Below are 26,448 nucleotides of genomic sequence, written 5' to 3'. Positions count from 1 at the left end.
GCCTCTGCCCCCTCCTACACCGCCACCTCCGCCGCGAACGGCGGCTCCGCGCCCGCTCGCGAGCAGGTGACGGCGGCCGCGCGGGCGGCGAAGCGCAGGATGTCGTGCCAGTCCTCGGTGCCGAGCGCGGTGACGGCGGTGCGGGAGAGGGCGTCGTGGGCGTCCAGCCGGTGCAGCAGCGCGGCGTTGACCGTGTCGCCGGCGCCGATGGTGTCGACGACGGTGACCCGCTCGCCGGGCACCGTCAGCGCGCCGCCGCCCGGCGTCAGCACCGTCAGACCGTCCCCGCCATGGGTGAGAACGATCGCCGCGGGCCCGGCGGCCAGCCACTCCTTCGCCACCGCGAGGACCGCGTCCCGGCCCCCGCCCACGGCACCGCCCGGCCCCTCGCCGGACCCCGCCAGCCACAGCGCGTCCTCCTCGGAGAGCTTCAGCAGGGCGACATCGGGGAGCCAGGAGCGGAAGCGGGCCCGGTAGGCGTCCGGGTCGGGGATCAGACCGGGCCGGATGTTGGGGTCGAGCGCCGTGAAGACCCCGCGCCCGGCCTCCCGGCGCAGCAGGGACTCATACGCACTCGCGCCCGGCTCCAGGACGAGCGAGCAGGTGCCCAGGGAGAGCGCCCGGACCGCGGCGGGCAGCACCGGCGGCAGGGCGAAGAGCCGGTCGGCGGTGCCGTCGGCATAGAAGCCGTAGCCGGCCGACCCGTCCGGGCTGATGTTCGCCACGGCAAGGGTGGTCGGCTCACCGCCGCGCTGCACCAGCGAGGTGTCCACGCCCCCGCCGCGCAGCCCGGCCAGCAGCGCCTCGCCGAACGCGTCGGTCGAGATCCGGGAGCAGAACGCGGCGGGCGAGCCCAGCCGCCCCAGTGCGACCGCGGTGTTGTACGGGCCGCCGCCGCGCCGCGGCAGCAACGCCGGCAACGGGCCGCCCGGGGCGGGGGAGCCGCCGTCGGGGGAGGGCGGGAGAGCGGTCTGCGGGCTGGGGACGAGGTCGATCAGTGCCTCGCCGGCGACGACGATCACGGGGTGCGTTTCCTTTCCTGGGCGGCCGGGCGGGCGGCCTGGGGTGCGGCCGGGCGGGCGGCCGGGGCGGGTTCGGGGCAACCGCACGACGTACGGTGCACAAAGGTGCAGGGGAGACGGAGGGTGCGCGGGGGCCGGTCCGGTTCCGCCAGGCGCTCCAGCAGCAGTCGGACCGCCGCCGCCCCGATGTCCTTGCTGGGCTGGGCGATCACGGTCAGCCGGGGCGTGAACAGCTCCGCCCACGAGAAGTCGTCGAAGCAGGCCAGCGCGATGTCGTGGGGGACCGTCCGGCCCAGTTCGCGCAGCGCCCGCAGCGCGCCGATGGTCATCGCGTTGTTGGCGGTGATCAGCGCGGTGGGCGGTTCCGCCGCGGCGAGCAGCTGCCGGGTGGCGGCCTGGGCGCCCGCCGCCTCGGAGTTGCCACCGGCAAGGAGTGCGGGCACGAACGGCAGCCCGCGGGCGCCGAGCCCCTCGCGGTAGCCCTCGACCCGCTCGGTCGTGGTGCTCAGCCCGGGGAGACCGGCCACCAGGCCGATCCGGGTGTGCCCCAAGTCGGCCAGATGCTCGACCAGTTGACGCACCGGGCCGGTGTTCTCGGCGCACACCTGGTCGTGCGCGTCGCCTACCAGCCGGTCCAGGAAGACCGCCGGCACCGCGCGCCGGGCCAGATACTCCACCATCTCCGAGGGCTCCGCGGACGGCGCCACGATCACGCCGTCGACCCGTCGCTCGTGCAGCAGCTGGACGACCGTGCGCTCATGCCGGGGGTCGTCGTGCGGATCGGCGATCAGCAGGCTGTAGCCGGCCGCCAGGGCGCCGGCCTCGACACCCTGGAGGATCTCGGTGAAGTACGGGTTGCTGATCGCGGAGACCGCGAGGCCGATCGAGCGGGTGCGGGAGGTGACCAGGGAGCGGGCCAGGGTGTTGTGGGTGTAGCCGAGCTCGTCGATGGCGCCGAGTACCGCGGCACGGGTGGTGGGGCGTACCGGCCGGGTCCCGTTCAGCACATGCGAGACCGTGGCGACCGAGACTCCCGCCCGCCGCGCCACATCCGCCATCGTCGTCATCCGCATTTCCTCCCGAGTGTGCGGCACCACGGCGGCGCCCGGGCTTCCCGGGCCTTGTCCCGCGAAGCCCCCACACTACGAGCGCCGACCCCAAACGTAAACGCTTACGTAAGCGTTTACGCCCCGGGGGTGACCCGGGGACGCCCCAGTGCCCGCCGCGGTGCCCGGCCCGGCCGGAAGCGGAACGATCTGCGCCGGTATCGTCGGAAGCCGCCGCCTGTGACCCCTGACCCCTGATCTCTGGAGCAGCCATGAGCCAGTCCCCCGACCGCCGAACCGTGCTGCGGGGTGCCGCGCTCGCCGGGGCCGCCGGCTTCGGGCTGACGGCCTGCTCCTCGGGGGATTCGGGCGCGAACGCCTCGGCGGTGCCCGACGAGCCGGTCGACCTCGGGGCCGCCGCCGACGTGCCGGTCGGTGGTGCCAAGCTCTACCGCGAGGACCGGCTCGTCGTGTCGCAGCCCGCCAAGGGCACCTACAAGTGCTTCAGCGCCAAGTGCACGCACGCCGGCTGCATCCTGTCCGACGTCGAGAAGAAGGAAGGCAGCTGCCCCTGCCACGGCAGCCGCTTCGACGTCACCACCGGCAAAGTCATCCAGGGCCCGGCGACCGAGCCGCTGCCCGAGGTCCCGGTCAAGGCCAAGGACGGCAAGCTGATCGCGGGCTGAGGCAGCGGCTCGCCGGCCTTGCGGGGCCCCCGCAGGGCTCACCCCCAGTCCCAGGCGATGCCCAGTATTCCGGGCCGCACCCCCTGCTCCACGAGGTGCACGGCGCGGTGCCGTCCGCTGAGCGTCAGCTCCTGCTGACCGCTGCGCGGGGCGCCCGCGGAGGTCTGGGCGAAGCGGCGGCAGCGCACCGGCAGCGCCGCCTCGTCGAAGCGCACCTGGAGGACGTACTGGCCGCCGGCGAAGGTGAAGCCGCGCAGGTACTCGGTGCTCGGGCCGCCGCTGCCGTCCTCGAAGACGTAGCCGAAGACATGGGTGTCACCGGCCCGCAGCCGGGCATCGAAGAGCAGCTCGGCGACCACCACCCCGGTCTCGGCGTGCCCGCGGACCCGCCCCAGCCGGCAGTTCTCCGCGGCCCGCACCTGCACCCGGGACGTCTCGCAGCCCGACTCGCCCCGGTGGATGGCGACATAGCGGTCCACGCCGTCCCGGTGGGCCCGGACCACCTGGAGCGATTCGCGGGCGAGGAGCTCACGCCCGGCTCCGATGGCGACCCGCTCGTGGTGGCCGACGGTGTGCAGCCCGCCGTCCACGGGCGTCTCCAGCTCGGCGAACAGCTGCTGCAGCGCGGCGGCGGGCGCCACCAGGGAGCGGTACGAGCGGGCGAGGGGGCGCTCGGCCTCCGGGCGGGCGGTGCCCTCCGGGACCAGCAGACGGTGCAGCGAGTGCGCGGGCAGGTCCAAGACCTCTTCCAGGGCGCGCACCGCCCGCAGTGACTCGGGGCGCTGCGGCCGCCGGGCGCCCTGCTGCCAGTAGCTCAGGCTGGTCACGCCGATGGTGATGCCGCGCTGGGCGAGCTTGTGCTGGACGCGGGTGAGGGCGAGGCCGCGCTCGGTGAGCGCGGAGCGGAGCGCGAGGTGGAACGGACCGGTCCGGAGCAGCTGCGCCAGCTCGGCCGACTGCGGAGTGTTCTCTGCCATTGCCTCGCTCCTCCGGCGCGCGGGTGAACGTTCACAACCGGATCGCGCGCCGCACACTCTGCCTGTCCGTTCACCGCAGTACGCCGGGCACCGGCCGTTCACATCCGGGCCCATCCGTCCACACCCCCATGTCCTTCCGCATTGAAGCGTGTTGACCTGCCTGCGACAACACCTGATGCTCCTCAGCAGCATCCGGATGCGCTCCTCTCACCCCCTCACCCCCCATGTTCGGGAGGAACGCCATGACTCGTGCACCCCACGCACGCCGTTCCCGCCGCCGAGGGCTGTCGGCCGCAGCGCTCACGACCGCCGCACTATCCCTGCTCACGGGCGCGACCGCCGCCTCGGCAGCGCCCCTCACGCCCCCGGCGCACACCCCCACCGCCGCAAAGGCCGCCGCACTGCGCTTCGCCGCCAACCGCCTCGACATCGCCATGCAGGCCCAGGAGAACACCAACTGGTGCTGGGCCGCTTCCGGCAACACCATCGCGACCTGGTTCGGCAGGAACTACAGCCAGAACCAGTTCTGCAATGCCGCCTTCAACCGCCAGCAGGGCAGCACCTGCCCCAACGACCAGGCCACCCTCGGCAATGTGCAGTCCGCCCTCGCCTGGATGGGCATCAACTCCGGCTCCTATGTGACCGGTTGGCTCCGTCCCGACACCGTGCAGAGCGAGATCGACGCCCGCCGGCCGGTCGAGACCCGCATCCAGTGGTCCTCCGGCGGCGGCCATATGCACGTGGTCTATGGCTATGACACAGATCGAAACTGGATTTACTGGGGTGATCCCTGGGCGACCAACTCCCGCTACAACTGGGGCGATTTCGATTACTACGTGAACGGAAGCTCCTTCTCCTGGACGCACTCCCTCTACCGGATAGGAGCCTGAGGCCATGACGAAGCGCACCGCCGTCCGCACCGCCCTCCGCGCCGTCGCCACAGGAGCGTTCGCGACCACCCTCCTCGGCCTCGCCCCGCAGGCCGCCGTGGCCGCGCCCGTCCCCACGCCCCAGGCCCCGGCCCGTGCGAGCGTCGCCGCCGCCCACGAGGCGGCCGCCGCACCCGCGACGCTGGACACCCTCGCCCGTTTCTTCGCCGCCGACCGCAAGCGCGGTGGCGCGCAGGCCCTGGCTCCCACGGCCCAGGGCGCCCCGCGCATCGAGGGCCGCACGGTCCCCGTCTACCTCCTGTCACCGGACTTCGTACGCGGCCGGACCGCGGCCCCCGTGGCCCGCCTGGAGTTCCTCGCCAGCAAGGCCGTCGCCGCCGACGGCCGCACGGCCTCCGTATGGACCGTGCGGCAGGGCGCCGCCTGGAAGGTCGTCAACATCGCCGACGGCGACGACGAGACCCGCTACACCGCGGCCGGGGCCGCGCGGGCCAAGGGCGGCACGGTCTTTCAGGAGCCGCAGATCGACGCCTGGTACGTGCAGCGCGGCGACCGGATCGAGCCGCTGGACGCCGACGCCCGCAAGGCCGTCGGGGCGCACGGCACCACCGTCGCCGCCTACCGGAAGCGGGTGGCGCAGGCATACGGGGACAAGCTGCCGGGCTCCGCGTACGACCGGCGCGGCGAGGCCGGCGGCTACGGGCCGGAGGCCGCGGCCGGCGCCAAGGAGCCCCAGGCCCAGGCGGCGCCGGCCCAGCAGCCCATCACGGCGGGCGCGTTCACGGACGACAGCCTGCCGGTGACCGCGGCCACGACCGTGGCGGGCGCCGCCGCCCTGCTGGCCCTGGGCCTGTCCGCCGCGGCGGCCGTGCGACGGCGCCGCAGCGGCTGACGGGGCGCGTCTGCCCGCCGCATGCCGTCCGTACGGCGGGCAGACGCTTCCCCTCCCCCTCCTCCCCGCCGCCCACACCCCACCGCCCCCCAAGCACCCTGCACCCCAGCCCACGCCGCCCATGCCCCCAAGACGCCCGATATCACCGGCCACACCCCCACGCCCCCCGCCAGGAACGCAGCCGGTCCCGGCCGTGATTGTCGGTGGCGGTCAGTAGGGTGGTGGGCATGGCAGACCCCAGCAGCTATCGACCCAAGCCGGGACAGATCCCCGACTCGCCGGGGGTCTATAAGTTCCGCGACGAGCACGGCCGGGTCATCTACGTCGGCAAGGCGAAAAGCCTGCGCCAGCGGCTGGCCAACTACTTCCAGGACCTGGCCGGCCTCCATCCGCGTACCCGCACGATGGTCACCACCGCCGCCTCCGTGGAGTGGACCGTCGTCACCACCGAGGTCGAGGCGCTCCAGCTCGAATACACCTGGATCAAGGAGTTCGACCCCCGCTTCAACGTCAAGTACCGCGACGACAAGAGCTATCCGTATCTGGCGGTGACCCTCAACGAGGAGTTCCCGCGCGTCCAGGTCATGCGCGGCGCCAAGAAGAAGGGTGTGCGCTACTTCGGCCCGTACGGGCACGCCTGGGCCATCCGCGAGACCGTCGACCTGATGCTGCGCGTCTTCCCCGTACGGACCTGCTCCGCCGGTGTCTTCAAGCGCTCCGCCCAGATCGGCCGCCCCTGTCTGCTCGGCTACATCGGCAAGTGCGCGGCCCCCTGTGTCGGCCGGATCTCCGCCGAGGAACACCATGAACTGGCCGAGGAATTCTGCGACTTCATGGCCGGCCGCACCGGTGCCTACATCCGCCGCCTGGAGCGCGGGATGCAGGAGGCGGCGGAGGAGATGGAGTACGAGCGCGCCGCCCGGCTGCGGGACGACATAGGTGCGCTCAAGCGGGCCATGGAGAAGAGCGCCGTGGTGCTCGCCGACGCCACCGACGCCGATCTGATCGCGGTCGCCGAGGACGAGCTGGAAGCCGCCGTCCAGATCTTCCACGTCCGCAGCGGGCGGGTGCGCGGCCAGCGCGGCTGGGTCACCGACAAGGTCGAGGCCGTCACCACCGGCGATCTGGTCGAGCACGCCCTCCAGCAGCTGTACGGCGAGGAGCGGGGCGACGCCGTCCCCAAGGAGGTCCTGGTCCCGGCGCTGCCCGAGCCCGTCGACCCGGTCGCCCAGTGGCTGACCGGGCGCCGCGGCTCCCAGGTCTCGCTGCGTATCCCGCAGCGCGGCGACAAGAAGGACCTGATGGCCACGGTCGCCCGCAACGCCCAGCAGGCCCTGGGGCTGCACAAGACCAAGCGCGCCTCCGACCTGACCACCCGCTCCCGTGCCCTGGAGGAGATCGCCGAGGCCCTCGGCCTGGATTCGGTGCCGCTGCGTATCGAGTGCTTCGACATCTCCCACCTCCAGGGCGATGACGTCGTCGCCTCGATGGTGGTGTTCGAGGACGGTCTCGCCCGGAAGAGCGAATACCGCCGCTTCCAGATCAAGACCTTCGAGGGCCAGGACGATGTCCGGTCCATGCACGAGGTCATCGGCCGCCGTTTCAAGCGCTATCTCCAGGAGAAGCAGAAGGCCGGCGAGTGGACGGAGGAGCCGGCCGACGACGCCCGTGTCGACGACAACGGCGCCACCGCCTCGACCGTCGCCGCCGGCCCGGACGAGGAGCCGGACCCGATGGCCGGCCGCCCGACCGACGAGGACGGCCGCCCCAAGCGCTTCGCGTACCCGCCGCAGCTCGTGGTCGTCGACGGCGGTGCCCCGCAGGTCGCGGCCGCCCGCCGGGCCCTGGACGAGCTCGGCATCGACGATGTCGCGGTCTGCGGCCTGGCCAAGCGCCTGGAAGAGGTCTGGCTGCCCGAGGACGACGACCCGGTGGTGCTGCCGCGCAGCAGCGAGGGTCTCTACCTCCTCCAGCGCGTCCGGGACGAGGCCCACCGCTTCGCCCTCGCCTACCAGCGCAGCAAGCGCACCAAGCGGCTGAAGTCCTCACCGCTGGACACCGTCGCCGGACTGGGCGACACCCGCCGCCAGGCGCTGCTCAAGCACTTCGGCTCGCTGAAGAAGCTGCGGGCCGCGACGATCGACGAGATCTGCGAGGTTCCGGGCGTCGGCCGCAAGACGGCGGAGACGGTCGCCGCGGCGCTGGCCGGGGCGGCGCCGTCCGCTCCCGCGGTGAATACCGCCACAGGAGAGATCATTGAGGATGACGGGGCCCCACCGGCCGCGTTGTCAGCAGAACGGGGGCAGGACCGATGAGTACACCGCACGAAGCGCAGAAAACCGAGAGAGACGGTGCACAGGTGAGTACGGGCACGACCGACCAGGGCGAGAGCGCCGCGATCCCCGAGTTGGTGATCATCTCCGGGATGTCCGGCGCCGGCCGCAGCACGGCCGCGAAGTGTCTGGAGGACCTCGGCTGGTTCGTCGTCGACAACATCCCGCCCGAGCTGATCGCACCGATGGTCGAGCTGGGCGCCCGCTCGCAGGGCAATGTCGCCCGGATCGCGGTCGTCGTCGACGTCCGCGGCCGCCGCTTCTTCGCCAACCTCAAGGAATCGCTGGCCACCCTCGACGCGCAGAACGTCAAGCGCCGCATCGTCTTCCTGGAGTCCTCAGACGAGGCCCTGGTGCGCCGCTTCGAGTCCGTGCGCCGCCCGCACCCCCTCCAGGGCGACGGCCGGATCGTCGACGGGATCGCCGCCGAACGCGATCTGCTGCGCGAGCTGCGCGGCGACGCCGACCTGGTCATCGACACCTCCAGCCTCAACGTCCACGAACTGCGCGCCAAGATGGACGCCCAGTTCGCCGGCGAGGAGGTCCCCGAGCTGCGCGCCACGGTCATGTCCTTCGGCTTCAAGTACGGCCTTCCGGTCGACGCCGACATGGTCATCGACTGCCGCTTCATCCCCAACCCGCACTGGGTCCCCGAGCTGCGCCCCTTCACCGGTCTCAACGACGAGGTCTCCAACTACGTCTTCAGCCAGCCCGGCTCCAAGGAGTTCCTGGACGGCTACGCCGAGCTGCTGCGGATCGTCGCCGAGGGCTACCGCCGGGAGGGCAAGCGCTATGTGACCATCGCCGTGGGCTGCACGGGCGGCAAGCACCGCAGCGTCGCGATGTCCGAGAAGCTCGGCCGCCGCCTGGTCTCCGAAGGGGTGGAAACCGTCATCGTCCACCGGGACATGGGGCGCGAGTGAGCGGGCGCACCCCACGGCTGCGCCGGGTCCGGCGGTTCGTCCCCAGTGGCCGTATCACGAAGGGCGCCACGCCCAAGGTGGTGGCGCTGGGCGGCGGTATGGGCCTGTCCGCCTCGCTGACCGCGCTGCGCCGGATCACCGGTGATCTGACCGCCGTCGTCACGGTCGCCGACGACGGCGGCTCCAGCGGCCGGCTCCGCGACGAGCTCGGCGTGCTGCCGCCCGGCGATCTGCGCAAGGCGCTGGCCGCGCTGTGCGGCGACGACGACTGGGGCCAGACCTGGTCCCGGGTGATCCAGCACCGCTTCCAGAGCGAGGGCGAGCTGCACGACCACGCGGTCGGCAATCTGCTGATCGTCGCCCTGTGGGAGCAGCTCGGCGACCATGTCCAGGCCCTCGACCTGGTCGGCAAGCTGCTCGGCGCGCACGGCCGGGTGCTGCCCATGTCGGCGGTGCCCCTGGAGCTCCAGGCCCAGGTCAGAGGTCATGAAGCGGGCCGTCCGGACGCGATCACCACGGTCCGCGGTCAGGCCACCGTCGCGCTCACCCGCGGCGAGGTGCAGTCCGTCCATGTGGTCCCCGAGGACCCGCCGGCCGTCCCCGAGGCGGTCGCCGCGGTGCGGGACGCCGACTGGGTGGTGCTCGGCCCCGGCTCCTGGTTCTCCTCCGTGATCCCGCATCTGCTGGTGCCGGAGCTGCGCGAGGCGCTGGAGGAGACCAAGGCCCGAAAGGTCCTTTCGCTCAACCTTGCGCCCCAACCGGGCGAAACCGATGGCTTCTCCCCGCAGCGTCATTTGGAGGTTTTGGCCCGACACGCCCCTAAACTCGCCTTCGACGTGGTGCTGGCCGACAAGGCCGCCGTGCCCGACATCGAAGGTCTGACGGTTGCCGCGAAGCAGCTGGTCGGCAGCGAGGTCGAGCTGGCGGCGGTCGCCGCACAAGGAGACGACGCCCGGTCGAGCGCCGGGGGAGCCCCCGACCGGCATGACCCGGAGCTGCTGGCAGCCGCGTACGACCGTATTTTTCGGATGCATGGAAGGATCGGCCCATGGCGATGACGGCAGCGGTGAAGGATGAAATCTCCCGGCTCCCCGTCACCCGGACCTGCTGCCGGAAGTCGGAGGTCTCGTCGATCCTGCGGTTCGCGGGCGGTCTGCACCTGGTCAGCGGACGCATCGTGATCGAGGCGGAGCTGGACACGGGCATCGCCGCCCGGCGGCTGCGCAAGGACATCCTGGAGATCTTCGGGCACAGCTCCGACCTGGTGGTGATGGCCCCCGGCGGCCTGCGGCGCGGCAGCCGCTACGTCGTACGGGTGGTGGCCGGCGGCGATCAGCTGGCGCGCCAGACCGGCCTGGTGGACGGCCGCGGCCGCCCCATCCGCGGGCTGCCCCCACAGGTGGTCTCCGGCGCGACCTGCGACGCCGAGGCGGCCTGGCGCGGCGCCTTCCTGGCCCACGGCTCGCTGACCGAGCCGGGCCGCTCCTCGTCGCTGGAGGTCACCTGCCCCGGCCCCGAGGCGGCGCTCGCGCTGGTCGGTGCTGCCCGCCGGCTCGGCATCGGCGCCAAGGCCCGTGAAGTGCGCGGGGTGGACCGCGTCGTGGTCCGGGACGGTGACGCGATCGGTGCCCTGCTGACGCGGCTCGGCGCTCATGAGTCGGTGCTCGCGTGGGAGGAGCGGCGGATGCGCCGCGAGGTCCGCGCCACCGCCAACCGCCTCGCCAACTTCGACGACGCCAACCTCCGCCGCTCGGCGCGGGCCGCGGTCGCCGCGGGCGCCCGGGTCCAGCGGGCCCTGGAGATCCTCGGCGAGGAGGTCCCCGAGCACCTCGCGGCGGCCGGCCGGCTGCGCATGGAGCACAAGCAGGCCTCGCTGGAGGAGCTGGGCGCCCTCGCCGACCCGCCGCTGACCAAGGACGCGGTCGCCGGCCGGATCCGCCGGCTGCTGGCGATGGCAGACAAGCGCGCCCAGGACCTCGGCATCCCGGGCACCGAGTCGAACCTCACCGAGGAACTCGCGGAGGGCATGGTCGGCTGACCGCCCGCGCCCCATACACCCCCGGCCGCATCCCTGATGCCCTTGTGTCACTCCCGGATCTGTGTTACCGGGAGCCGGCGCGAGCGGGCGTCGAAGGACGCGGCCGGGGGTGCTCGTTTGAGGGGGCGAAAGCCCGTTTGACCGGCGCGAACAGGCGACGAAGCGCCTGGCCGGGACTGCTCGTTTGAGGGCACGAAAGCCCGTTTGTCAATGTCACGTACGTCTCTTATTGGGGGTAGGGTCGGAGGCGGTCGGGGACAGCCCATACAGCTCGCCGGTGACCCATCGGCGTACCTAACGAGGAGATCGGTTCGTGACGATCCGCGTAGGCATCAACGGATTCGGCCGCATTGGTCGCAACTACTTCCGCGCGCTCCTGGAGCAGGGTGCGGACATCGAGATCGTCGGTGTCAACGACCTGACCGACAACGCCACCCTGGTTCACCTGCTGAAGTACGACACCATTCTGGGTCGCCTCAAGCAGGACGTCAGCCACACCGACGACACCATCACGGTCGGCAACCAGACCTTCAAGACGATGGCCGAGCGCGACCCGGCGAATCTGCCCTGGGCGGAGCTCGGGGCCGACATCGTCATCGAGTCGACCGGCATCTTCACCAAGAAGGCCGACGCCGAGAAGCACATCCAGGCCGGCGCCAAGAAGGTCCTGATCTCCGCGCCCGCCAAGGACGAGGACATCACGATCGTGATGGGCGTCAACAACGACAAGTACGACGCGGCCAAGCACCACGTCATCTCCAACGCCTCCTGCACCACCAACTGTGTGGCGCCGATGGCGAAGGTGCTCGACGAGAACTTCGGCATCGTCAAGGGCCTGATGACGACGGTCCACGCGTACACCAACGACCAGCGCATCCTGGACTTCCCGCACAGCGACCTGCGCCGCGCCCGCGCCGCCGCGGAGAACATCATCCCGACCTCGACGGGTGCCGCCAAGGCCACCGCCCTGGTCCTCCCGCAGCTCAAGGGCAAGCTGGACGGCATCGCCATGCGCGTGCCCGTCCCCACCGGCTCGGTCACCGACCTCGTGCTGGAGCTCGACCGCGAGGTCACCAAGGACGAGATCAACACCGCCTTCCAGAAGGCCGCCGAGGGCCAGCTCAAGGGCATCCTGGAGTACACCGAGGACCCGATCGTCTCCTCGGACATCGTGAACTTCCCGGCCTCGTGTACGTTCGACTCCTCGCTGACCATGTCCCAGGGCAAGCAGGTCAAGGTCGTCGGCTGGTATGACAACGAGTGGGGCTACTCCAACCGCCTGGTGGACCTGACCACCTTCGTCGGCGGCCAGCTCTGATCGCTGGTTGACGCCCGAGGCACCGAGATGTGAGGACGGGGCTCGTATGACGCGAAGAAGCGTCGTACGGGCCCCGTCCCATGGCCGAGCTACGCAAACACGGAGTCACTTCTCATGAAGACGATCGACGACCTCCAGGTCGCCGGACAGCGCGTCTTTGTCCGCGCTGATCTCAACGTGCCGCTGGACGGCACCACCATCACCGACGACGGCCGGATCCGCGCCGTCGCCCCGACGATCGCCAAGCTCGTGGAGCGCGGCGCCAAGGTGATCGTCGCCTCGCACCTGGGCCGTCCCAAGGGCGCGCCGGACCCGGCCTTCTCGCTGGCCGCGGCCGCCGCGCGGCTGGGCGACATCCTCGGGCAGGACGTGGCGTTCGCGACCGACACGGTCGGCGAGTCCGCCCGGTCCGTCGTCGCGGGCCTGTCCGACGGCCAGGTGGCCGTGCTGGAGAACCTCCGCTTCAACGCGGGCGAGACCAGCAAGGACGACGCCGAGCGCGGTGCGTTCGCCGATCAGCTCGCCGCCCTCGCCGACCTGTACGTGGGCGACGGTTTCGGCGCCGTGCACCGCAAGCACGCCTCCGTGTACGACCTGCCCAGGCGCCGTCCGCACGCCGCCGGCGACCTGATCGCCACCGAGGTCGGTGTCCTGAAGAAGCTCACCGACGACGTCCAGCGCCCCTACGTCGTCGCGCTGGGCGGCGCCAAGGTCTCCGACAAGCTGGCCGTCATCGACCAGCTCATCGAGAAGGCCGACCGCATCCTGGTCGGCGGCGGGATGGCCTACACCTTCCTCAAGGCCAAGGGCCACGAGGTCGGTATCTCGCTGCTCCAGGCGGACCAGGTCCCGGCCTGCCTGGAGTACCTGGCACGGGCCGAGAAGCGCGGTGTGGAGTTCGTGCTCCCCGTGGACGTGCTGGTCTCCGCCGAGTTCCCGGACCTGAAGACCAAGGCCCCGGCCCACCCCGACATCGTCGCCGCGGACGCCATCCCGGCCGACAAGGAGGGCCTGGACATCGGTCCGAAGACCCGCGAGCTCTACGCCGCGAAGCTCGCCGACGCGGGCACCGTCTTCTGGAACGGTCCGATGGGCGTCTTCGAGCACCCCGACTACGCCGGCGGCACCAAGGCCGTCGCGAAGGGGCTGCTCGACTCGGACGCCTTCACCGTCGTCGGCGGCGGTGACTCGGCCGCCGCGGTGCGCCTGCTGGGCTTCGACGAGAATGCATTCGGCCATATTTCGACCGGCGGCGGCGCCAGCCTCGAATACCTCGAAGGCAAGACGCTCCCCGGCCTCGCCGCTCTGGAGGACTGAACAACGTGACTGACCGTACCCCGCTGATGGCGGGCAACTGGAAGATGAACCTCAACCACCTCGAGGCCATCGCCCACGTCCAGAAGCTCGCCTTCGCCCTCGCCGACAAGGACTTCGACGCCGTCGAGGTCGCGGTCCTGCCGCCCTTCACCGATCTGCGGTCGGTGCAGACGCTGGTCGACGGCGACAAGCTCAAGATCAAGTACGGCGCCCAGGACATCTCGGCGCACGACTCCGGTGCCTTCACCGGTGAGATCTCCGGCGCGATGCTGGCCAAGCTCAAGTGTGCGTACGTGGCCGTCGGCCACAGTGAGCGCCGCCAGTACCACGGCGAGAACGAAGAGATCTGCAACGCCAAGGTCAAGGCCGCCTTCAAGAACGGGATCACCCCGATCCTGTGCGTCGGCGAGGGCCTGGACGTGCGCAAGGCCGGCAACCAGGTCGCGCACACCCTCGCCCAGGTCGACGGCGGTCTGGCGGACGTCCCGGCCGAGCAGGCCGAGACCATCGTGATCGCCTACGAGCCCGTGTGGGCCATCGGCACCGGTGAGGTCGCCACCCCCGAGGACGCGCAGGAGGTCTGCGGTGCGATCCGCGGCCGCCTCGCCGAGCTCTACAGCCAGGAGCTGGCCGACAAGGTCCGCATCCAGTACGGCGGCTCGGTCAAGTCCGGCAATGTCGCGGCGATCATGGCGCAGCCCGACGTCGACGGCGCGCTGATCGGCGGCGCGGCGCTGGACGCGGACGAGTTTGTGAAGATCGTCCGTTTCCGCGACCAGTAGCAGCTATGACGAGGGGGAACCCTCGTCGTACCCTGTCGGGGCCGGGACCGGTGCAGCAGCACCGCCCCCGGCCCCGCACCATTTGTTCCGTATATCGTGATCCATAAGTCCGTCCGTCAGTCCTAGAGAGTTGGTCCAGCCGTGGTCATCGGGTTCTCGATCGCCCTCATCGTCTTCAGCCTGCTGCTGATGATGCTGGTGCTCATGCACAAGGGAAAGGGCGGCGGCCTGTCCGACATGTTCGGTGGCGGCATGCAGTCCTCGGTGGGTGGCTCCTCGGTCGCCGAGCGCAACCTCGACCGCATCACCATCGTGATCGGTCTGCTGTGGTTCGCCTGCATCGTCGTGCTCGGCATCCTGATGAAGCTCAGCAACTGACACAGTGTCGGAGGCGCGGCCTATCATTGAGGGAGGCGTCCTCGGACGGGTAACTCCAGCCACTGGACGCGCGTTGGGCCTTACGTAGACTGGGGCGTTCCGCAGCGCAGCTGCTGCGAGAGGCTGTGCAGCACCATTACGCAGGGAGTTACGACCGTGGCAAGTGGCAACGCGATCCGAGGAAGTCGGGTCGGGGCGGGGCCGATGGGGGAGGCCGAGCGCGGCGAGTCCGCGCCGCGCACCCGCATCTCCTTCTGGTGCTCCAACGGGCACGAGACGCAGCCCAGCTTCGCCGGCGATGCGCAGGTTCCGGACACCTGGGACTGCCCGCGCTGTGGTTTCCCGGCAGGCAAGGACCGGGAGAGCCCGCCGGACCCGCCGCGCACCGAGCCGTACAAGACCCACCTCGCCTATGTCCGTGAGCGTCGCAGCGACGCCGACGGTGAGGCGATTCTCGCGGAGGCCCTCGCCAAGCTCCGCGGCGAGATCTGACGGATCAGCACCTGACGCGGCCGGCCCGGCCGGAGGGACACACCCCTTCCGGCCGGGCCGGCCGCGTCTGTGCGTCCCCGTGAGCCGTACGCGCCCGACGCGGGGCCGTCGGGCCGCATCTGAGGTAGCGGATGGGGAAGTCGCCCGAGGGCCACTGTCAGTGGCTGCCCGTAGCGTTTTCCGTACGCGGACGATGCGGACGATGCGGACGGGGGGCGGCATGGCGGACAGCGGGACGGGCACCGAAACGGGGCATGCGGCAGGGGCGGGTGCGCTCGCCGCGCGCGGCGGCTTCGGCCGGCTGTGGGGCGCCGCTGCCATCTCCCGCTTCGGTGACGCCCTGCGCGGCACGGCGCTGCCGCTGCTCGCCTACACGCTCACCGACTCGCCGCTGTTGATCTCGCTCGTCACCGCCTGCGGCTTCGTCCCCTGGCTGCTCTTCGGACTGCTGGGCGGCGCGGTCGCCGACCAGGTGGACCAGCGGCGGGCCATGTGGGCGGTCGATGTGCTGCGCGGGCTGCTGATGGCCGGCTTCGCGCTGGCCGTGGCGCTGGACCGGGCGGGTATCGCGCTGCTGCTCGCGCTGTCCTTCGCGCTCACCACCCTCCAGACCCTGTTCGACAACGCCGCCACGGCCCTGCTGCCCGCGGTGGTGCCCAAGGAGAAGCTGGCCGCCGCCAACGCCCGGCTGATGACCGGTCAGGAGCTGGCGGGCCGGTTCGTCGGCGGACCGCTGGCCCCGGTGCTGATCGCGCTCGGCGCCGCACTCCCGTTCCTGGCCGACGCGGCCACCTACCTCGTCGCGGCCGCCCTGGTCGCCTCGCTGTGCACCGGCCCGCCGGCCGGGCGGCCGGCCACCGCCGGGCGCACCGTCCGGCGCGAAATAGCCGAGGGGATACGGCAGTTGTGGTGCGACCGGGTGCTGCGCGCGTTCTGTGTGTCGGTGGCGCTGGGCAATGTCGGCATCGGCGCACTGATCGCGACCCTGGTGGTGGTCATCAAGGGCTGGCTGGGCGCCGGGGACTTCGGCTATGTCGTCGTGACCACCGGCTACGGCATCGGGATGGTTCTGGGCGGGCTCCTCGCGGACCGGACGATCGCCGCAATCGGCGGCACCGGCCGCACCCTGCTGTGCGCCGGAGTGCTCCAGGCCGTGACCCTGGTGGGCTTCGGGACGCTGCGCTCGGTCTGGCTCGCGGCGCTGCTCCTGGGCCTGTTCGGCTTCGCCGGGATGGTGGGGAACGTCCTGGAGGCGACGGCCGTGCAGCAGCGCAGCCCGGCCGGGATGCTGGGCCGGATCAGCTCCGCCTTCCGTACGGTCTCCGTCGCCGGGACCCCGCTCGGCGCGCTGTGCGGCGGCGCGGCCGCCACCGCCTTCGGACCCAACGCGCCCGCGCTGTTGGCCGCCGCCCTGCTGGCCCTGGGGACGGCCGCGTTGACACCTGTTCTTCAGCCCACCGACGGCGCCCCGTCCGGCGGCGGACAGATACCTCCCATCACGCCCTGATCAATTAGGTTGGGAGATGGCGGGGCCGGTACGAGATGAAGAAGGCTGATGTCCGAGATGAACGCAGAAGGCCGCAGCAGGCTCGATCAGATGCCTGAGTGGACGGCGCTGGGCAAGCACCGGGAGCAACTGGCGGAGGTGCATCTGCGCGAGCTGTTCGAGCGCGACCCGGAGCGCGCCGAGCGCTACACCCTGCAGGTCGGCGATCTGCACCTGGACTACTCCAAGCACCTGGTCACCGACGAGACGCTGGGGCTGCTGCGCGAGCTGGCCGCGGCGGCCGGTGTGGCCGGGCTACGGGACGCGATGTTCCGCGGCGAGAAGATCAACATCACCGAGCGGCGCTCCGTGCTGCACACCGCGCTGCGCGCCCCCGGCTCGGCGGTCATCCTGAGCGACGGCGAGAACGTCTCCCCGGGCGTGCAGCACGTGCTCACCCGGATGGGCATCTTCTGCGACCGGGTCCGCTCGGGCGACTGGAAGGGCCACACCGGCAAGCGCATCAAGACCGTCGTCAACATCGGGATCGGCGGCTCGGACCTGGGCCCGGCGATGGCGTACGAGGCGCTGCGCGCCTACACCCACCGGGACATGCAGTTCCGCTTCGTCTCCAATGTGGACGGCGCCGATCTGCACGAGGCGGTCCGCGATCTGGACCCCGCCGAGACGCTGTTCATCATCGCCTCGAAGACCTTCACCACCATCGAGACGATCACCAACGCCACCTCGGCCCGGGACTGGCTGCTGACCGGTCTGGGCGCCGGGGGAGAGGCCGTCGCCAAGCACTTCGTGGCGCTGTCGACCAACGCCGAGAAGGTGGCGGAGTTCGGCATCGACACGGACAACATGTTCGAGTTCTGGGACTGGGTCGGCGGCCGTTACTCCTTCGACTCCGCGATCGGCCTGTCGCTGATGATCGCGATCGGCCCGGAGCGCTTCCGCGAGATGCTGGCCGGCTTCCATCTCGTCGACGAGCACTTCCGCACCGCCCCGCCGGAGGAGAACGCCCCGCTGCTGCTGGGGCTGCTCGGCATCTGGTACGGCAACTTCTGGGACGCCCAGTCGCATGCCGTGCTGCCGTACAGCCACTACCTCTCCAAGTTCACCGCCTATCTCCAGCAGCTGGACATGGAGTCCAACGGCAAGTCGGTGGACCGCGAGGGCAACCGCGTCGGCTGGCAGACGGGGCCGGTAGTCTGGGGCACGCCCGGTACGAACGGCCAGCACGCCTACTACCAGCTCCTGCACCAGGGCACGAAGATGATCCCGGCCGATCTCCTCGGCTTCGCCGAGCCGGTCGCCGATCTCCAGCCGGGCCTGGTCGCCCAGCACGACCTGCTGATGGCCAATCTGTTCGCCCAGGGCCAGGCGCTGGCCTTCGGCAAGACGCCGGACGAGGTGCGCGCCGAGGGCGTGGCCGAGGAACTGGTGCCGCACAAGACGTTCCCGGGCAACCGCCCCACCACCACCATCCTGGCCGCCGAGCTCAGCCCGTCCGTGCTGGGCCAGTTGATCGCGCTCTACGAGCACAAGGTGTTCGTCCAGGGCGCGGTGTGGAACATCGACTCCTTCGACCAGTGGGGCGTGGAGCTCGGCAAGGTGCTCGCCAAGCGCGTCGAACCTGCCCTGACCGAGGGCGCCGAGGTGCCGGGCCTGGACGCCTCCACGGCCGGTCTGGTCGCCAAGTACCGGGAGCTGCGCGGGCGTTGATCCCTTCGGCCGCCGCAGGACCGTCGCACTGACGCCGTAGGCCCCGCACCCTTTGGGGGTGCGGGGCCTACGGCCTTGCTGCGGTGACCCTCAGGCCGACGCCGGCGGGTAGAGGTCGCGCGGCAGTTGGGACGCCGCCGCCTCGTCCAGCAGCCACAGGGTCCGGCTGCGGCCCCGTGCGCCGGCCGCCGGGGCCTGGACCTCACCGGCACCGGAGAGGGCGATGGCCGCGGCGTTGGCCTTGTCCTCGCCGGCCGCCAGCAGCCAGACCTCCCGCGCCGCACGGATCGCGGGCAGCGTCAGCGAGACCCGGGTGGGCGGCGGCTTGGGCGCGCCGTGCACCCCGACCACCGTCCGCTCCTGCTCGTAGACGGCGGGCAGCTCCGGGAACAGCGAGGCGACATGGGTGTCCGGGCCGACGCCCAGCAGCAGGACGTCGAAGGACGGCACCGGGCCGTGGTCCTCGGGTCCCGCGGCGGCGGCCAGCGCGGTCGCGTACGCCTCGGCGGCGGCGTCGGCGTCATTGCCGTACGGGCCGTCCGACGCGGGCATGGGGTGCACCCGGGCCGGGTTCAGCGGCACGCTGTCCAGCAGCACCTCCCGGGCCTGGGTGTGGTTGCGCTCCCGATCGCCGTCCGGTGCGAACCGCTCGTCGCCCCACCACAGATCGAGCCGGGACCAGTCCACCGCGTCCCGGGCGGGCGCCTCGGCGAGGGCCGCGAGCAGCCCGTTGCCGTTGCGCCCGCCGGTCAGGACCACGGAGGCGGAGCCGCGGGCGGTCTGGGCGTCCACGATCTTCGTGATCAGCCGGGCCGCCGCGGCCTTGGCCATCAGCTCCTTGTCGCGGTGCACGACAACCTGCGGAGCACTCACTTGGCGGCCGCCTTCTTCGCGGCCTTCTTCGCCGCGGGCCTGGCCGGGTCGCTCCCGTCCGCCGCCTTCTCCCCGGCGGCCGGCTGCTGCCCGTCCGCCGGCTGCTCACCGTTGCCGTGACCGAGCCGGTCCACACCGAACTTCAGCGCCCTGGCGTAGATCTCGTCCGGGTCGAGCCGGCGCAGCTCCTCGGCGAGCAGCTCGGCGGTCTCCCGCCGCTTGAGCGCCACCGCGCGGTCGGGCTGGCCGTGCATCGAGAGCGTGGCCAGCGAGCCGTCCGGGCGGTCCAGCACGATCGCGCCGATGCTGGACTCCATCCGGACGGCCGTCAGACCGGGGCCGTCGGACACCTTGCGGGTGACCGGGACGTTCAGCCGGTCGGCCAGCCACATGGCGAGCAGCTCGCAGCTGGGGTTGAACTCCTCGCCGGTCACCTCGGCCGAGGTGACCGTGCACGGAGCCTGGTCGAGCGCCGCCGCCAGCATCGAGCGCCATGGCGTTATCCGGGTCCAGGACAGATCCGTGTCACCCGGGACGTAGGTCTCCGCGCGGGCGGACAGCTCATGGATGGGCTGCTCGTCGGCGTAGGCGTCGGTGACCCGGCGCTGGGCCAGCGCACCGAGCGGGTCCTGTGCGGGGGCCGCCGGGGCGTTCACCGCCCACCAGACCACGACCGGGGCGTCCGGCAGCAGCAGCGGCAGCACCACGGACTGGGCGTGGTCGATGACCTCGCCGTACAGCCGCAGCAGCACCGTCTCGCCGGTGCCGGCCTCCGTGCCGACCCGCACCTCGGCGTCCAGACGGGCCTTGGCGCGGTCGCGCGGCGACCGGCTGACCCGCTTGATGACGACGAGGGTGCGCGAGGGGTGCTCACGGGACGCCTCGTTGGCGGCCTTCAGGGCGTCATAGGCGTTCTCCTCGTCGGTGACGATGACGAGGGTGAGCACCATGCCGCTGGTGGGAGTGCCCACCGCGCGGCGGCCCTCCACCAGGGCTTTGTTGATCTTGCTGGAGGTGGTTTCCGTCAGATCGATCTTCATGGCCGACGCCAGCTCCGTCCGTCTCGTGCGAGCATTTCGTCCGCCTCGGCCGGGCCCCAGGTGCCCGCCGGGTACTGCGCGGGCTTGCCGTGCTTGTCCCAGTACTCCTCGATCGGGTCGAGGATCCGCCAGGACTGCTCCACCTCCTCCAGACGCGGGAAGAGGTTGGCGTCGCCGAGCAGCACATCGAGGATCAGCCGCTCGTAGGCCTCGGGGCTGGACTCCGTGAAGGACTCGCCGTACGCGAAGTCCATCGACACATCCCGCACCTCCATCGAGGTGCCGGGCACCTTGGAGCCGAACCGCACGGTCACGCCCTCGTCCGGCTGCACCCGGATGACCAGGGCGTTCTGCCCCAGCTCCTCGGTGGCGGTGTGGTCGAAGGGGGAGTGCGGAGCGCGCTGGAAGACCACCGCGATCTCGGTGACCCGGCGGCCCAGGCGCTTGCCGGTGCGCAGGTAGAAGGGGACGCCCGCCCAGCGGCGGTTGTCGATCGACAGCTTGATCGCGGCGTAGGTGTCGGTCTTCGACTTGGGGTCGATACCGTCTTCCTGGAGGTAGCCGACGGCCTTCTCGCCGCCCTGCCAGCCCGCCGCGTACTGCGCGCGGACGGTCTCCTTGCCGAGCTCCCTGGGCAGCCGGACCGCGCCCAGCACCTTGGTCTTCTCCGCGACCAGCGCGTCCGCCTCGAAGGAGGCGGGCTCCTCCATGGTGGTCAGCGCGAGCAGCTGGAGGAGGTGGTTCTGGATGACGTCACGCGCGGCGCCGATGCCGTCGTAGTAGCCGGCCCGGCCGCCGATGCCGATGTCCTCGGCCATCGTGATCTGCACGTGGTCGACATAGCTGCGGTTCCACAGCGGCTCGAACATCGTGTTGGCGAACCGCAGCGCCAGGATGTTCTGGACCGTCTCCTTGCCCAGGTAGTGGTCGATCCGGAAGACCTCGTGCGGCGGGAAGACCTCGTGGACGATCCGGTTGAGCTCCTGTGCGCTCTCCAGGTTGTGTCCGAAGGGCTTCTCGATGACCGCGCGGCGCCAGGAGTCTTCCGTCTGGTCGGCCAGCCCGTGCTTCTTCAGCTGCTGGACGACCTTGGGGAAGAACTTCGGCGGCACGGACAGATAGAAGGCGAAGTTGCCGCCGGTCCCCTGCGCCTTGTCGAGCTCGTTTATCGTCTCCTTGAGCGTCTCGAAGGCCTCGTCGTCGTCGAAGTTGCCCTGGACGAAGCGGCAGCCCTGGACCAGCTGCTGCCAGACCTCCTCGCGGAACGGCGTACGGGAGTGCTCCTTGACCGCCGCGTAGACCTCCTGCGCGAAGTCCTCGTGCTCCCACTCGCGGCGGGCGAACCCGACGAGCGAGAAACCCGGCGGCAGCAGCCCCCGGTTGGCGAGGTCGTAGATGGCGGGCATCAGCTTTTTACGGGACAAATCGCCCGTGACGCCAAAGATGACCAGGCCCGACGGCCCCGCGATACGCGGGAGCCGTCGGTCCAGGGCGTCACGGAGCGGGTTGGCTCCGTGGGAATCAGTCAAGGGAGATCAGCCCTCCGAGGGAGCGAGGCGCTTGAGCTCCGCCTCCGTGGACTTGAGCAGGTCGTTCCAGGACGCCTCGAACTTCTCCACGCCCTCGTCCTCCAGGAGCTGGACGACCTCGTCGTACGAGATGCCGAGCGCGGCCACCGCGTCCAGGTCGGCGCGGGCGGCCGCGTAGCCGCCGCGCACGGTGTCACCGGTGATCTGACCGTGGTCGCCGGTGGCCTCCAGGGTGGCCTCCGGCATGGTGTTGACCGTGCCCGGGGCGACCAGCTCGTCCACGTACAGGGTGTCCTTGTACGCGGGGTCCTTGACGCCGGTCGAGGCCCACAGCGGACGCTGCTTGTTGGCGCCGGCCTTGTCGAGGGCGGCCCAGCGCTCCGAGGAGAAGACCTCCTCGTACGCCTCGTAGGCGAGCCGGGCGTTCGCCAGCGCGGCCTTGCCCTTGAGGCCCTTGGCCTCGTCCGTGCCGATCTTCTCCAGGCGCTTGTCGATCTCGGAGTCCACACGGGACACGAAGAACGACGCGACCGAACGGATCAGCGACAGGTCCAGGCCCGCGGCCTTGGCCTTCTCCAGGCCCGCCAGGTAGGCGTCCATGACCTCGCGGTAGCGCTCCAGCGAGAAGATCAGCGTGACATTGACGCTGATGCCCAGGCCGATGACCTCGGTGATCGCCGGCAGACCCGCCTTGGTGGCCGGGATCTTGATCAGCGTGTTCGGACGGTCCACCAGCCACGCCAGCTGCTTGGCCTCGGCGATGGTCGGGGTGGTGTGGTGCGCCAGGCGCGGGTCGACCTCGATGGAGACCCGGCCGTCCTGGCCGCCGGTGGCGTCGAAGACCGGCCGCAGGATGTCGGCGGCGTCCCGGACGTCCGCCGTCGTGATCATGCGGATGGCTTCCTCGACGGTGACCTTGCGGGCGGCGAGGTCGGCGACCTGCTGGTCGTAGCCGTGGCCGTCCGAGATGGCCTTCTGGAAGATCGACGGGTTGGTCGTGACACCGACGACATGCTGCTGGTCGATCAGCTCGGCGAGGTTGCCGGACGTGATGCGCTGGCGCGACAGGTCGTCCAGCCAGATCGCGACGCCTTCGTCGGAGAGGCGCTTGAGTGCGTCTGTCATGGGTTCTGCATCTCCTACTAGTCGTGTACGGGCGTCAGCGCGCGGCGGCTTCGAGCGATTCCCGGGCGGCGGCGGCGACCGCGTCGGCGGTGAAGCCGAACTCGCGGAAGAGCACCTTGCCGTCGGCCGAGGCACCGAAGTGCTCCAGGGAGACGATGCGCCCGGCGTCACCGACGAAGCGGTGCCAGGTCAGCCCGATGCCGGCTTCCACGGCGACCCGGGCCCGGACGGACGGCGGCAGCACACTGTCGCGGTAGGCCTGGTCCTGCTGGTCGAACCACTCGACGGACGGCATCGACACCACACGGGTGGGAACGCCCCCGGCCTGGAGCTGCTCGCGCGCCTCGACGGCGAGCTGCACCTCGGAACCGGTGCCGATCAGCACGACCTGCGGCGCGGTGTCCTTGCCCGCGGCGTCGGTGGCGTCGAAGAGGACGTAACCACCCTTGGCGGCGTCCTCGTTGGCGGGGTACGTCGGCACACCCTGACGGGTCAGCGCGAGGCCGTGCGGGGCCCCCACGCCGTACTCCTTGGTGTAGCGCCGGAGGATCTCGCGCCAGGCGATGGCGGTCTCGTTGGCGTCGGCCGGGCGCACGACGTTCAGGCCCGGGATGGCGCGCAGCGAGGCGAGGTGCTCGATGGGCTGGTGGGTCGGGCCGTCCTCGCCCAGACCGATGGAGTCGTGCGTCCAGACGTACGTCACCGGCAGGTGCATCAGCGCGGACAGCCGGACGGCGTTGCGCATGTAGTCGGAGAACACCAGGAAGGTGCCGCCGTAGATGCGGGTGTTGCCGTGCAGCGCGATGCCGTTCATCTCCGCGGCCATGGAGTGCTCACGGATACCGAAGTGGATCGTGCGGCCGTAGGGGTCGGCCTCCGGCAGCGGGTTGTCCGCCGGGAGGAACGAGGAGGTCTTGTCGATCGTGGTGTTGTTGGAGCCCGCGAGGTCGGCCGAGCCGCCCCACAGCTCCGGAATCACCGCGCCGAGGGCGTGCAGCACCTTGCCGGAGGCGGCGCGGGTGGCGACGGACTTGCCGGTCTCGAACGCGGGGAGGTGGTCCTCCCAGCCCGCGGGCAGCTCGCCCGCCGCGATCCGGTCGAACTCCGCGGCGCGCTCCGGGTTGGCGGTGCGCCAGTCGGCGAACGACTTCTCCCACTCCTTCTTGGCGTCGCGGCCGCGGTCGAGGGAGGCGCGGGTGTGCGCGAGCACCTCGTCGGCGACGTCGAAGGACTTCTCCGGGTCGAAGCCCAGGACCCGCTTGGTGGCCGCGACTTCCTCGTCACCCAGCGCCGAGCCGTGCGCGGCCTCGGTGTTCTGGGCGTTCGGGGCGGGCCAGGCGATGATCGAGCGCATCGCGATGAACGACGGACGTTCGGTCTCCGCCTTGGCGGCCTCCAGGGCCTTGGCGAGACCCGCCGGGTCCAGGTCGCCGTTGGGCAGCTGCGCGACGCGCTGGACGTGCCAGCCGTAGGCCTCGTAGCGCTTGAGGGTGTCCTCGGAGACCGCGGTCTCGGTGTCACCCTCGATGGAGATGTGGTTGTCGTCCCACAGCAGGACGAGGTTGCCGAGCTTCTGGTGACCCGCCAGGGAGGAGGCCTCGGCGGAGATGCCCTCCTGGAGGCAGCCGTCACCGGCGATGCAGTAGATGGTGTGGTCGAACGGCGAGGTGCCCTGGGCCGCCTCGGGGTCGAACAGGCCGCGCTCGTAGCGGGCCGCCATCGCCATGCCGACCGCGTTGGCGACACCCTGGCCCAGCGGGCCGGTGGTGGTCTCCACGCCGGTGGTGTGGCCGTACTCGGGGTGGCCCGGGGTCTTCGAGCCCCAGGTGCGGAACGCCTCCAGGTCGGCCAGCTCCAGGCCGTAACCGGCGAGGTAGAGCTGGATGTAGAGGGTCAGGCTGGAGTGGCCCGCGGAGAGGACGAACCGGTCGCGGCCGGTCCAGTTCGCGTCCGCCGGGTCGTGCCGCATGAGCTTCTGGAAGAGAAGGTAGGCGGCCGGCGCCAGGCTCATGGCCGTACCGGGATGGCCGTTACCGACCTTCTGCACGGAATCCATGGCCAGGACACGGACGGTGTCCACTGCCCGCTGATCCAGTTCGGTCCACTCGAGATCTGTGGTGGTCGGCTTGGTGCTCACCCTGAGTCAGGGCTCCTCTCCACATGTCGAATGCCGCGGACGGTATGTCCGCCAGGCGGTGTCGAGCCTACCCCCGCGAGTGCGTGCGTCTTTTCGACGCTCAGTCGGTGTTTTCGGCGCTCAGTCGGTGCGGCGCGGTCCCAGTGGCCCGTCGCTTTGGGCAACCAAATCAGGACTTCCGGCGTTCCGGTCCCAGATGCGAGAGCCATACGACCAGATTGCCGGGCAGCGGTCCGGTTCGCCTCCTGAACGCCGGGCGAACGGCCGGGCAAAGGCATCGGGCGCGCGTCCCCGCCCGGTGCCCAACACGACCCGACCCCCGCGAAGATCGCCGTATGGCCAACGTCTAAAGTGGCGTGGTACGCGCAAGCCCTTTACCGGGTCTTCACTGCCGGAAGTGCTTGCAAGCCTTATCTCTTCTGCGGCAGAGGCCGCTGATGTTACTTCCAGGGGTGTGCGTGACGGCCGTCGAATCCCGTCCAGCGGGGGCGCTCTCTCAGGACCCGGGGAGTCCCGGTCAGCGGCCGTTCGGGGCCCGGGTCAAGGCGTTCGTCGCGCTGACCAAGCCGCGGGTCATCGAGCTGCTGCTGATGACCACGGTGCCGGTGATGTTCCTGGCGGCCAAGGGTGTGCCCGATCTGTGGCTCGTCCTGGCGACCTGCATCGGCGGCTATCTGTCCGCCGGCGGCGCCGCGGCCTACAACATGTACCTTGACCGCGACATCGACGCGCTGATGGACCGTACGTCCCAGCGGCCGCTGGTCACCGGCATGGTGAGCCCCGCCGAATGCCTGGTCTTCGCGACCGCCCTCGCGGTGGGCTCCACGGCCTGGTTCTGGGTCCTCGTCAACCCGCTGTCGGCGATGCTGTCGCTCGGTGCGCTGCTTTTCTATGTCGTCGTTTACACGATGATCCTCAAGCGGCGGACCAGCCAGAACATCGTCTGGGGCGGTATCGCGGGCTGCCTGCCGGTCTTCATCGGTTGGTCCTCGGTGACGAACTCCTTCTCCTGGGCCGCGGTGATCCTCTTCCTCGTGATGTTCTTCTGGACGCCGCCGCATTACTGGCCGCTGTCGATGAAGGTCAAGGACGACTACGCGCGGGTCGGTGTGCCGATGCTGCCGGCAGTCGCGGGCAACAAGGTCGTCGCCCGGCAGATCGTCGCCTACAGCTGGGTGATGGTGGCGGTCTCGCTGCTGCTCCAGCCGCTGGGCTACACGGGCTGGTTCTACACCGCGGTCGCGCTCGCCTGCGGAGCCCTCTGGCTCAAGGAGGCACACGGCCTCCAGGCCCGCGCGAAGGCCGGCATCACGGGCGCCAAGCTCAAGGAGATGCGGCTGTTCCACTGGTCCATCACCTATGTGTCGCTGCTGTTCGTCGCCGTCGCCGTGGACCCCTTCCTGCGCTGAGAGGTGTGGGGGATCACCCTCACC

General features: G+C 71.0%; 23 protein-coding genes. 15 read left to right on the top strand and 8 right to left on the bottom strand.

All coding sequences use genetic code 11. The features are described from left to right. Positions 1-14 precede the first annotated feature (14 nt). Both QT196_RS10190 and QT196_RS10185 read right to left on the bottom strand, forming a co-directional pair. Entirely contained in the window at positions 15-1,022 is a 1,008-nt protein-coding gene (locus QT196_RS10190) for a carbohydrate kinase (protein ID WP_168478588.1), read from the bottom strand. After that, the gene (locus QT196_RS10185) at positions 1,019-2,089 is read right to left on the bottom strand and encodes a LacI family DNA-binding transcriptional regulator (protein WP_290354779.1); all 1,071 of its coding nucleotides are present in this window, start codon (positions 2,087-2,089) and stop codon (positions 1,019-1,021) included. The genes QT196_RS10190 and QT196_RS10185 overlap by 4 nt, the downstream gene beginning before the upstream one ends. Positions 2,090-2,340: 251 nt before the next feature. Between QT196_RS10185 and QT196_RS10180 the strand changes: the two genes are divergently transcribed. Then, on the top strand, positions 2,341-2,754 hold the full coding sequence (locus QT196_RS10180; RefSeq protein WP_290354778.1) for a Rieske (2Fe-2S) protein: 414 nt from the start codon (positions 2,341-2,343) through the stop codon (positions 2,752-2,754). Positions 2,755-2,792: 38 nt separating this feature from the next. Here the strand turns inward: QT196_RS10180 and QT196_RS10175 are convergent, their stop codons facing one another. Beyond that, a complete protein-coding gene (locus QT196_RS10175) occupies positions 2,793-3,731 on the bottom strand; it encodes a hypothetical protein (protein WP_168478585.1) in 939 nt (312 codons plus the stop codon). 242 nt (positions 3,732-3,973) lie between these two features. Here QT196_RS10175 and QT196_RS10170 point away from each other — a divergent pair, with 242 nt between their 5' ends. The 13 genes from QT196_RS10170 (at position 3,974) to pgi (ending at position 18,311) form a co-directional block, all read left to right on the top strand. Next, positions 3,974-4,621: a papain-like cysteine protease family protein gene (locus tag QT196_RS10170; RefSeq protein WP_168478584.1), complete on the top strand. Its 648-nt coding sequence runs from the start codon at positions 3,974-3,976 to the stop codon at positions 4,619-4,621. Between the two features lie 4 nt (positions 4,622-4,625). Next, complete coding sequence (locus QT196_RS10165) at positions 4,626-5,513, top strand: hypothetical protein (RefSeq protein ID WP_168478583.1); 888 nt, start codon at positions 4,626-4,628, stop codon at positions 5,511-5,513. A gap of 227 nt (positions 5,514-5,740) precedes the next feature. After that, positions 5,741-7,828, top strand: a complete 2,088-nt coding sequence (uvrC, locus tag QT196_RS10160; RefSeq protein WP_168478582.1) for an excinuclease ABC subunit UvrC — start codon at positions 5,741-5,743, stop codon at positions 7,826-7,828. Continuing rightward, positions 7,825-8,769 (top strand): RNase adapter RapZ, encoded by a 945-nt coding sequence (rapZ, locus tag QT196_RS10155; protein ID WP_290354777.1) that lies wholly within the window; start codon positions 7,825-7,827, stop codon positions 8,767-8,769. Before uvrC ends, rapZ begins: the two co-directional genes overlap by 4 nt. Beyond that, complete coding sequence (gene yvcK / locus QT196_RS10150) at positions 8,766-9,827, top strand: uridine diphosphate-N-acetylglucosamine-binding protein YvcK (protein WP_168478581.1); 1,062 nt, start codon at positions 8,766-8,768, stop codon at positions 9,825-9,827. Before rapZ ends, yvcK begins: the two co-directional genes overlap by 4 nt. After that, positions 9,818-10,807, top strand: a complete 990-nt coding sequence (gene whiA / locus QT196_RS10145) for a DNA-binding protein WhiA (protein ID WP_018091880.1) — start codon at positions 9,818-9,820, stop codon at positions 10,805-10,807. Before yvcK ends, whiA begins: the two co-directional genes overlap by 10 nt. Positions 10,808-11,120: 313 nt before the next feature. After that, complete coding sequence (gap, locus tag QT196_RS10140) at positions 11,121-12,125, top strand: type I glyceraldehyde-3-phosphate dehydrogenase (protein ID WP_168478580.1); 1,005 nt, start codon at positions 11,121-11,123, stop codon at positions 12,123-12,125. A gap of 114 nt (positions 12,126-12,239) precedes the next feature. Then, on the top strand, positions 12,240-13,442 hold the full coding sequence (locus QT196_RS10135) for a phosphoglycerate kinase (protein ID WP_290354776.1): 1,203 nt from the start codon (positions 12,240-12,242) through the stop codon (positions 13,440-13,442). A 5-nt stretch (positions 13,443-13,447) separates the two neighbouring features. Beyond that, complete coding sequence (gene tpiA, locus QT196_RS10130; protein WP_168478578.1) at positions 13,448-14,224, top strand: triose-phosphate isomerase; 777 nt, start codon at positions 13,448-13,450, stop codon at positions 14,222-14,224. A gap of 141 nt (positions 14,225-14,365) precedes the next feature. Continuing rightward, on the top strand, positions 14,366-14,602 hold the full coding sequence (secG, locus tag QT196_RS10125) for a preprotein translocase subunit SecG (protein WP_042161713.1): 237 nt from the start codon (positions 14,366-14,368) through the stop codon (positions 14,600-14,602). Positions 14,603-14,758: 156 nt separating this feature from the next. Further along, positions 14,759-15,094 (top strand): RNA polymerase-binding protein RbpA, encoded by a 336-nt coding sequence (locus QT196_RS10120; RefSeq protein ID WP_078518748.1) that lies wholly within the window; start codon positions 14,759-14,761, stop codon positions 15,092-15,094. A 202-nt stretch (positions 15,095-15,296) separates the two neighbouring features. Further along, positions 15,297-16,601 (top strand): MFS transporter, encoded by a 1,305-nt coding sequence (locus QT196_RS10115; RefSeq protein ID WP_290354775.1) that lies wholly within the window; start codon positions 15,297-15,299, stop codon positions 16,599-16,601. Positions 16,602-16,658: 57 nt separating this feature from the next. Continuing rightward, positions 16,659-18,311 carry a glucose-6-phosphate isomerase gene (pgi, locus tag QT196_RS10110; protein ID WP_168483662.1) on the top strand — a complete coding sequence of 551 codons (1,653 nt, stop codon included), beginning with the start codon at positions 16,659-16,661 and terminating at the stop codon, positions 18,309-18,311. Between the two features lie 90 nt (positions 18,312-18,401). Here the strand turns inward: pgi and pgl are convergent, their stop codons facing one another. The 5 genes from pgl to tkt are packed head-to-tail and all read right to left on the bottom strand — an operon-like array spanning position 18,402 to position 25,015. After that, on the bottom strand, positions 18,402-19,184 hold the full coding sequence (gene pgl, locus QT196_RS10105; protein WP_290354774.1) for a 6-phosphogluconolactonase: 783 nt from the start codon (positions 19,182-19,184) through the stop codon (positions 18,402-18,404). After that, a complete protein-coding gene (gene opcA, locus QT196_RS10100; protein ID WP_168478576.1) occupies positions 19,181-20,224 on the bottom strand; it encodes a glucose-6-phosphate dehydrogenase assembly protein OpcA in 1,044 nt (347 codons plus the stop codon). The genes pgl and opcA overlap by 4 nt, the downstream gene beginning before the upstream one ends. After that, positions 20,221-21,753 carry a glucose-6-phosphate dehydrogenase gene (gene zwf, locus QT196_RS10095; protein ID WP_168478575.1) on the bottom strand — a complete coding sequence of 511 codons (1,533 nt, stop codon included), beginning with the start codon at positions 21,751-21,753 and terminating at the stop codon, positions 20,221-20,223. Before zwf ends, opcA begins: the two co-directional genes overlap by 4 nt. 6 nt (positions 21,754-21,759) lie before the next feature. Continuing rightward, on the bottom strand, positions 21,760-22,878 hold the full coding sequence (tal, locus tag QT196_RS10090; RefSeq protein ID WP_168478574.1) for a transaldolase: 1,119 nt from the start codon (positions 22,876-22,878) through the stop codon (positions 21,760-21,762). Between the two features lie 34 nt (positions 22,879-22,912). Beyond that, positions 22,913-25,015, bottom strand: a complete 2,103-nt coding sequence (gene tkt / locus QT196_RS10085; RefSeq protein WP_266730182.1) for a transketolase — start codon at positions 25,013-25,015, stop codon at positions 22,913-22,915. Positions 25,016-25,473: 458 nt separating this feature from the next. On the opposite strand from tkt, the gene QT196_RS10080 reads away from it, so the two are divergent. Continuing rightward, complete coding sequence (locus QT196_RS10080; RefSeq protein ID WP_290354773.1) at positions 25,474-26,424, top strand: heme o synthase; 951 nt, start codon at positions 25,474-25,476, stop codon at positions 26,422-26,424. Positions 26,425-26,448: the final 24 nt, after the last annotated feature.

The sequence above is a fragment of the Streptomyces sp. P9-2B-2 genome, from assembly GCF_030406865.1.
Lineage (GTDB): Bacteria > Actinomycetota > Actinomycetes > Streptomycetales > Streptomycetaceae > Streptomyces > Streptomyces platensis.
The sequence above is the reverse complement of the archived record's forward strand: the minus strand, read 5'-3'. Positions and strand labels throughout refer to the sequence as shown.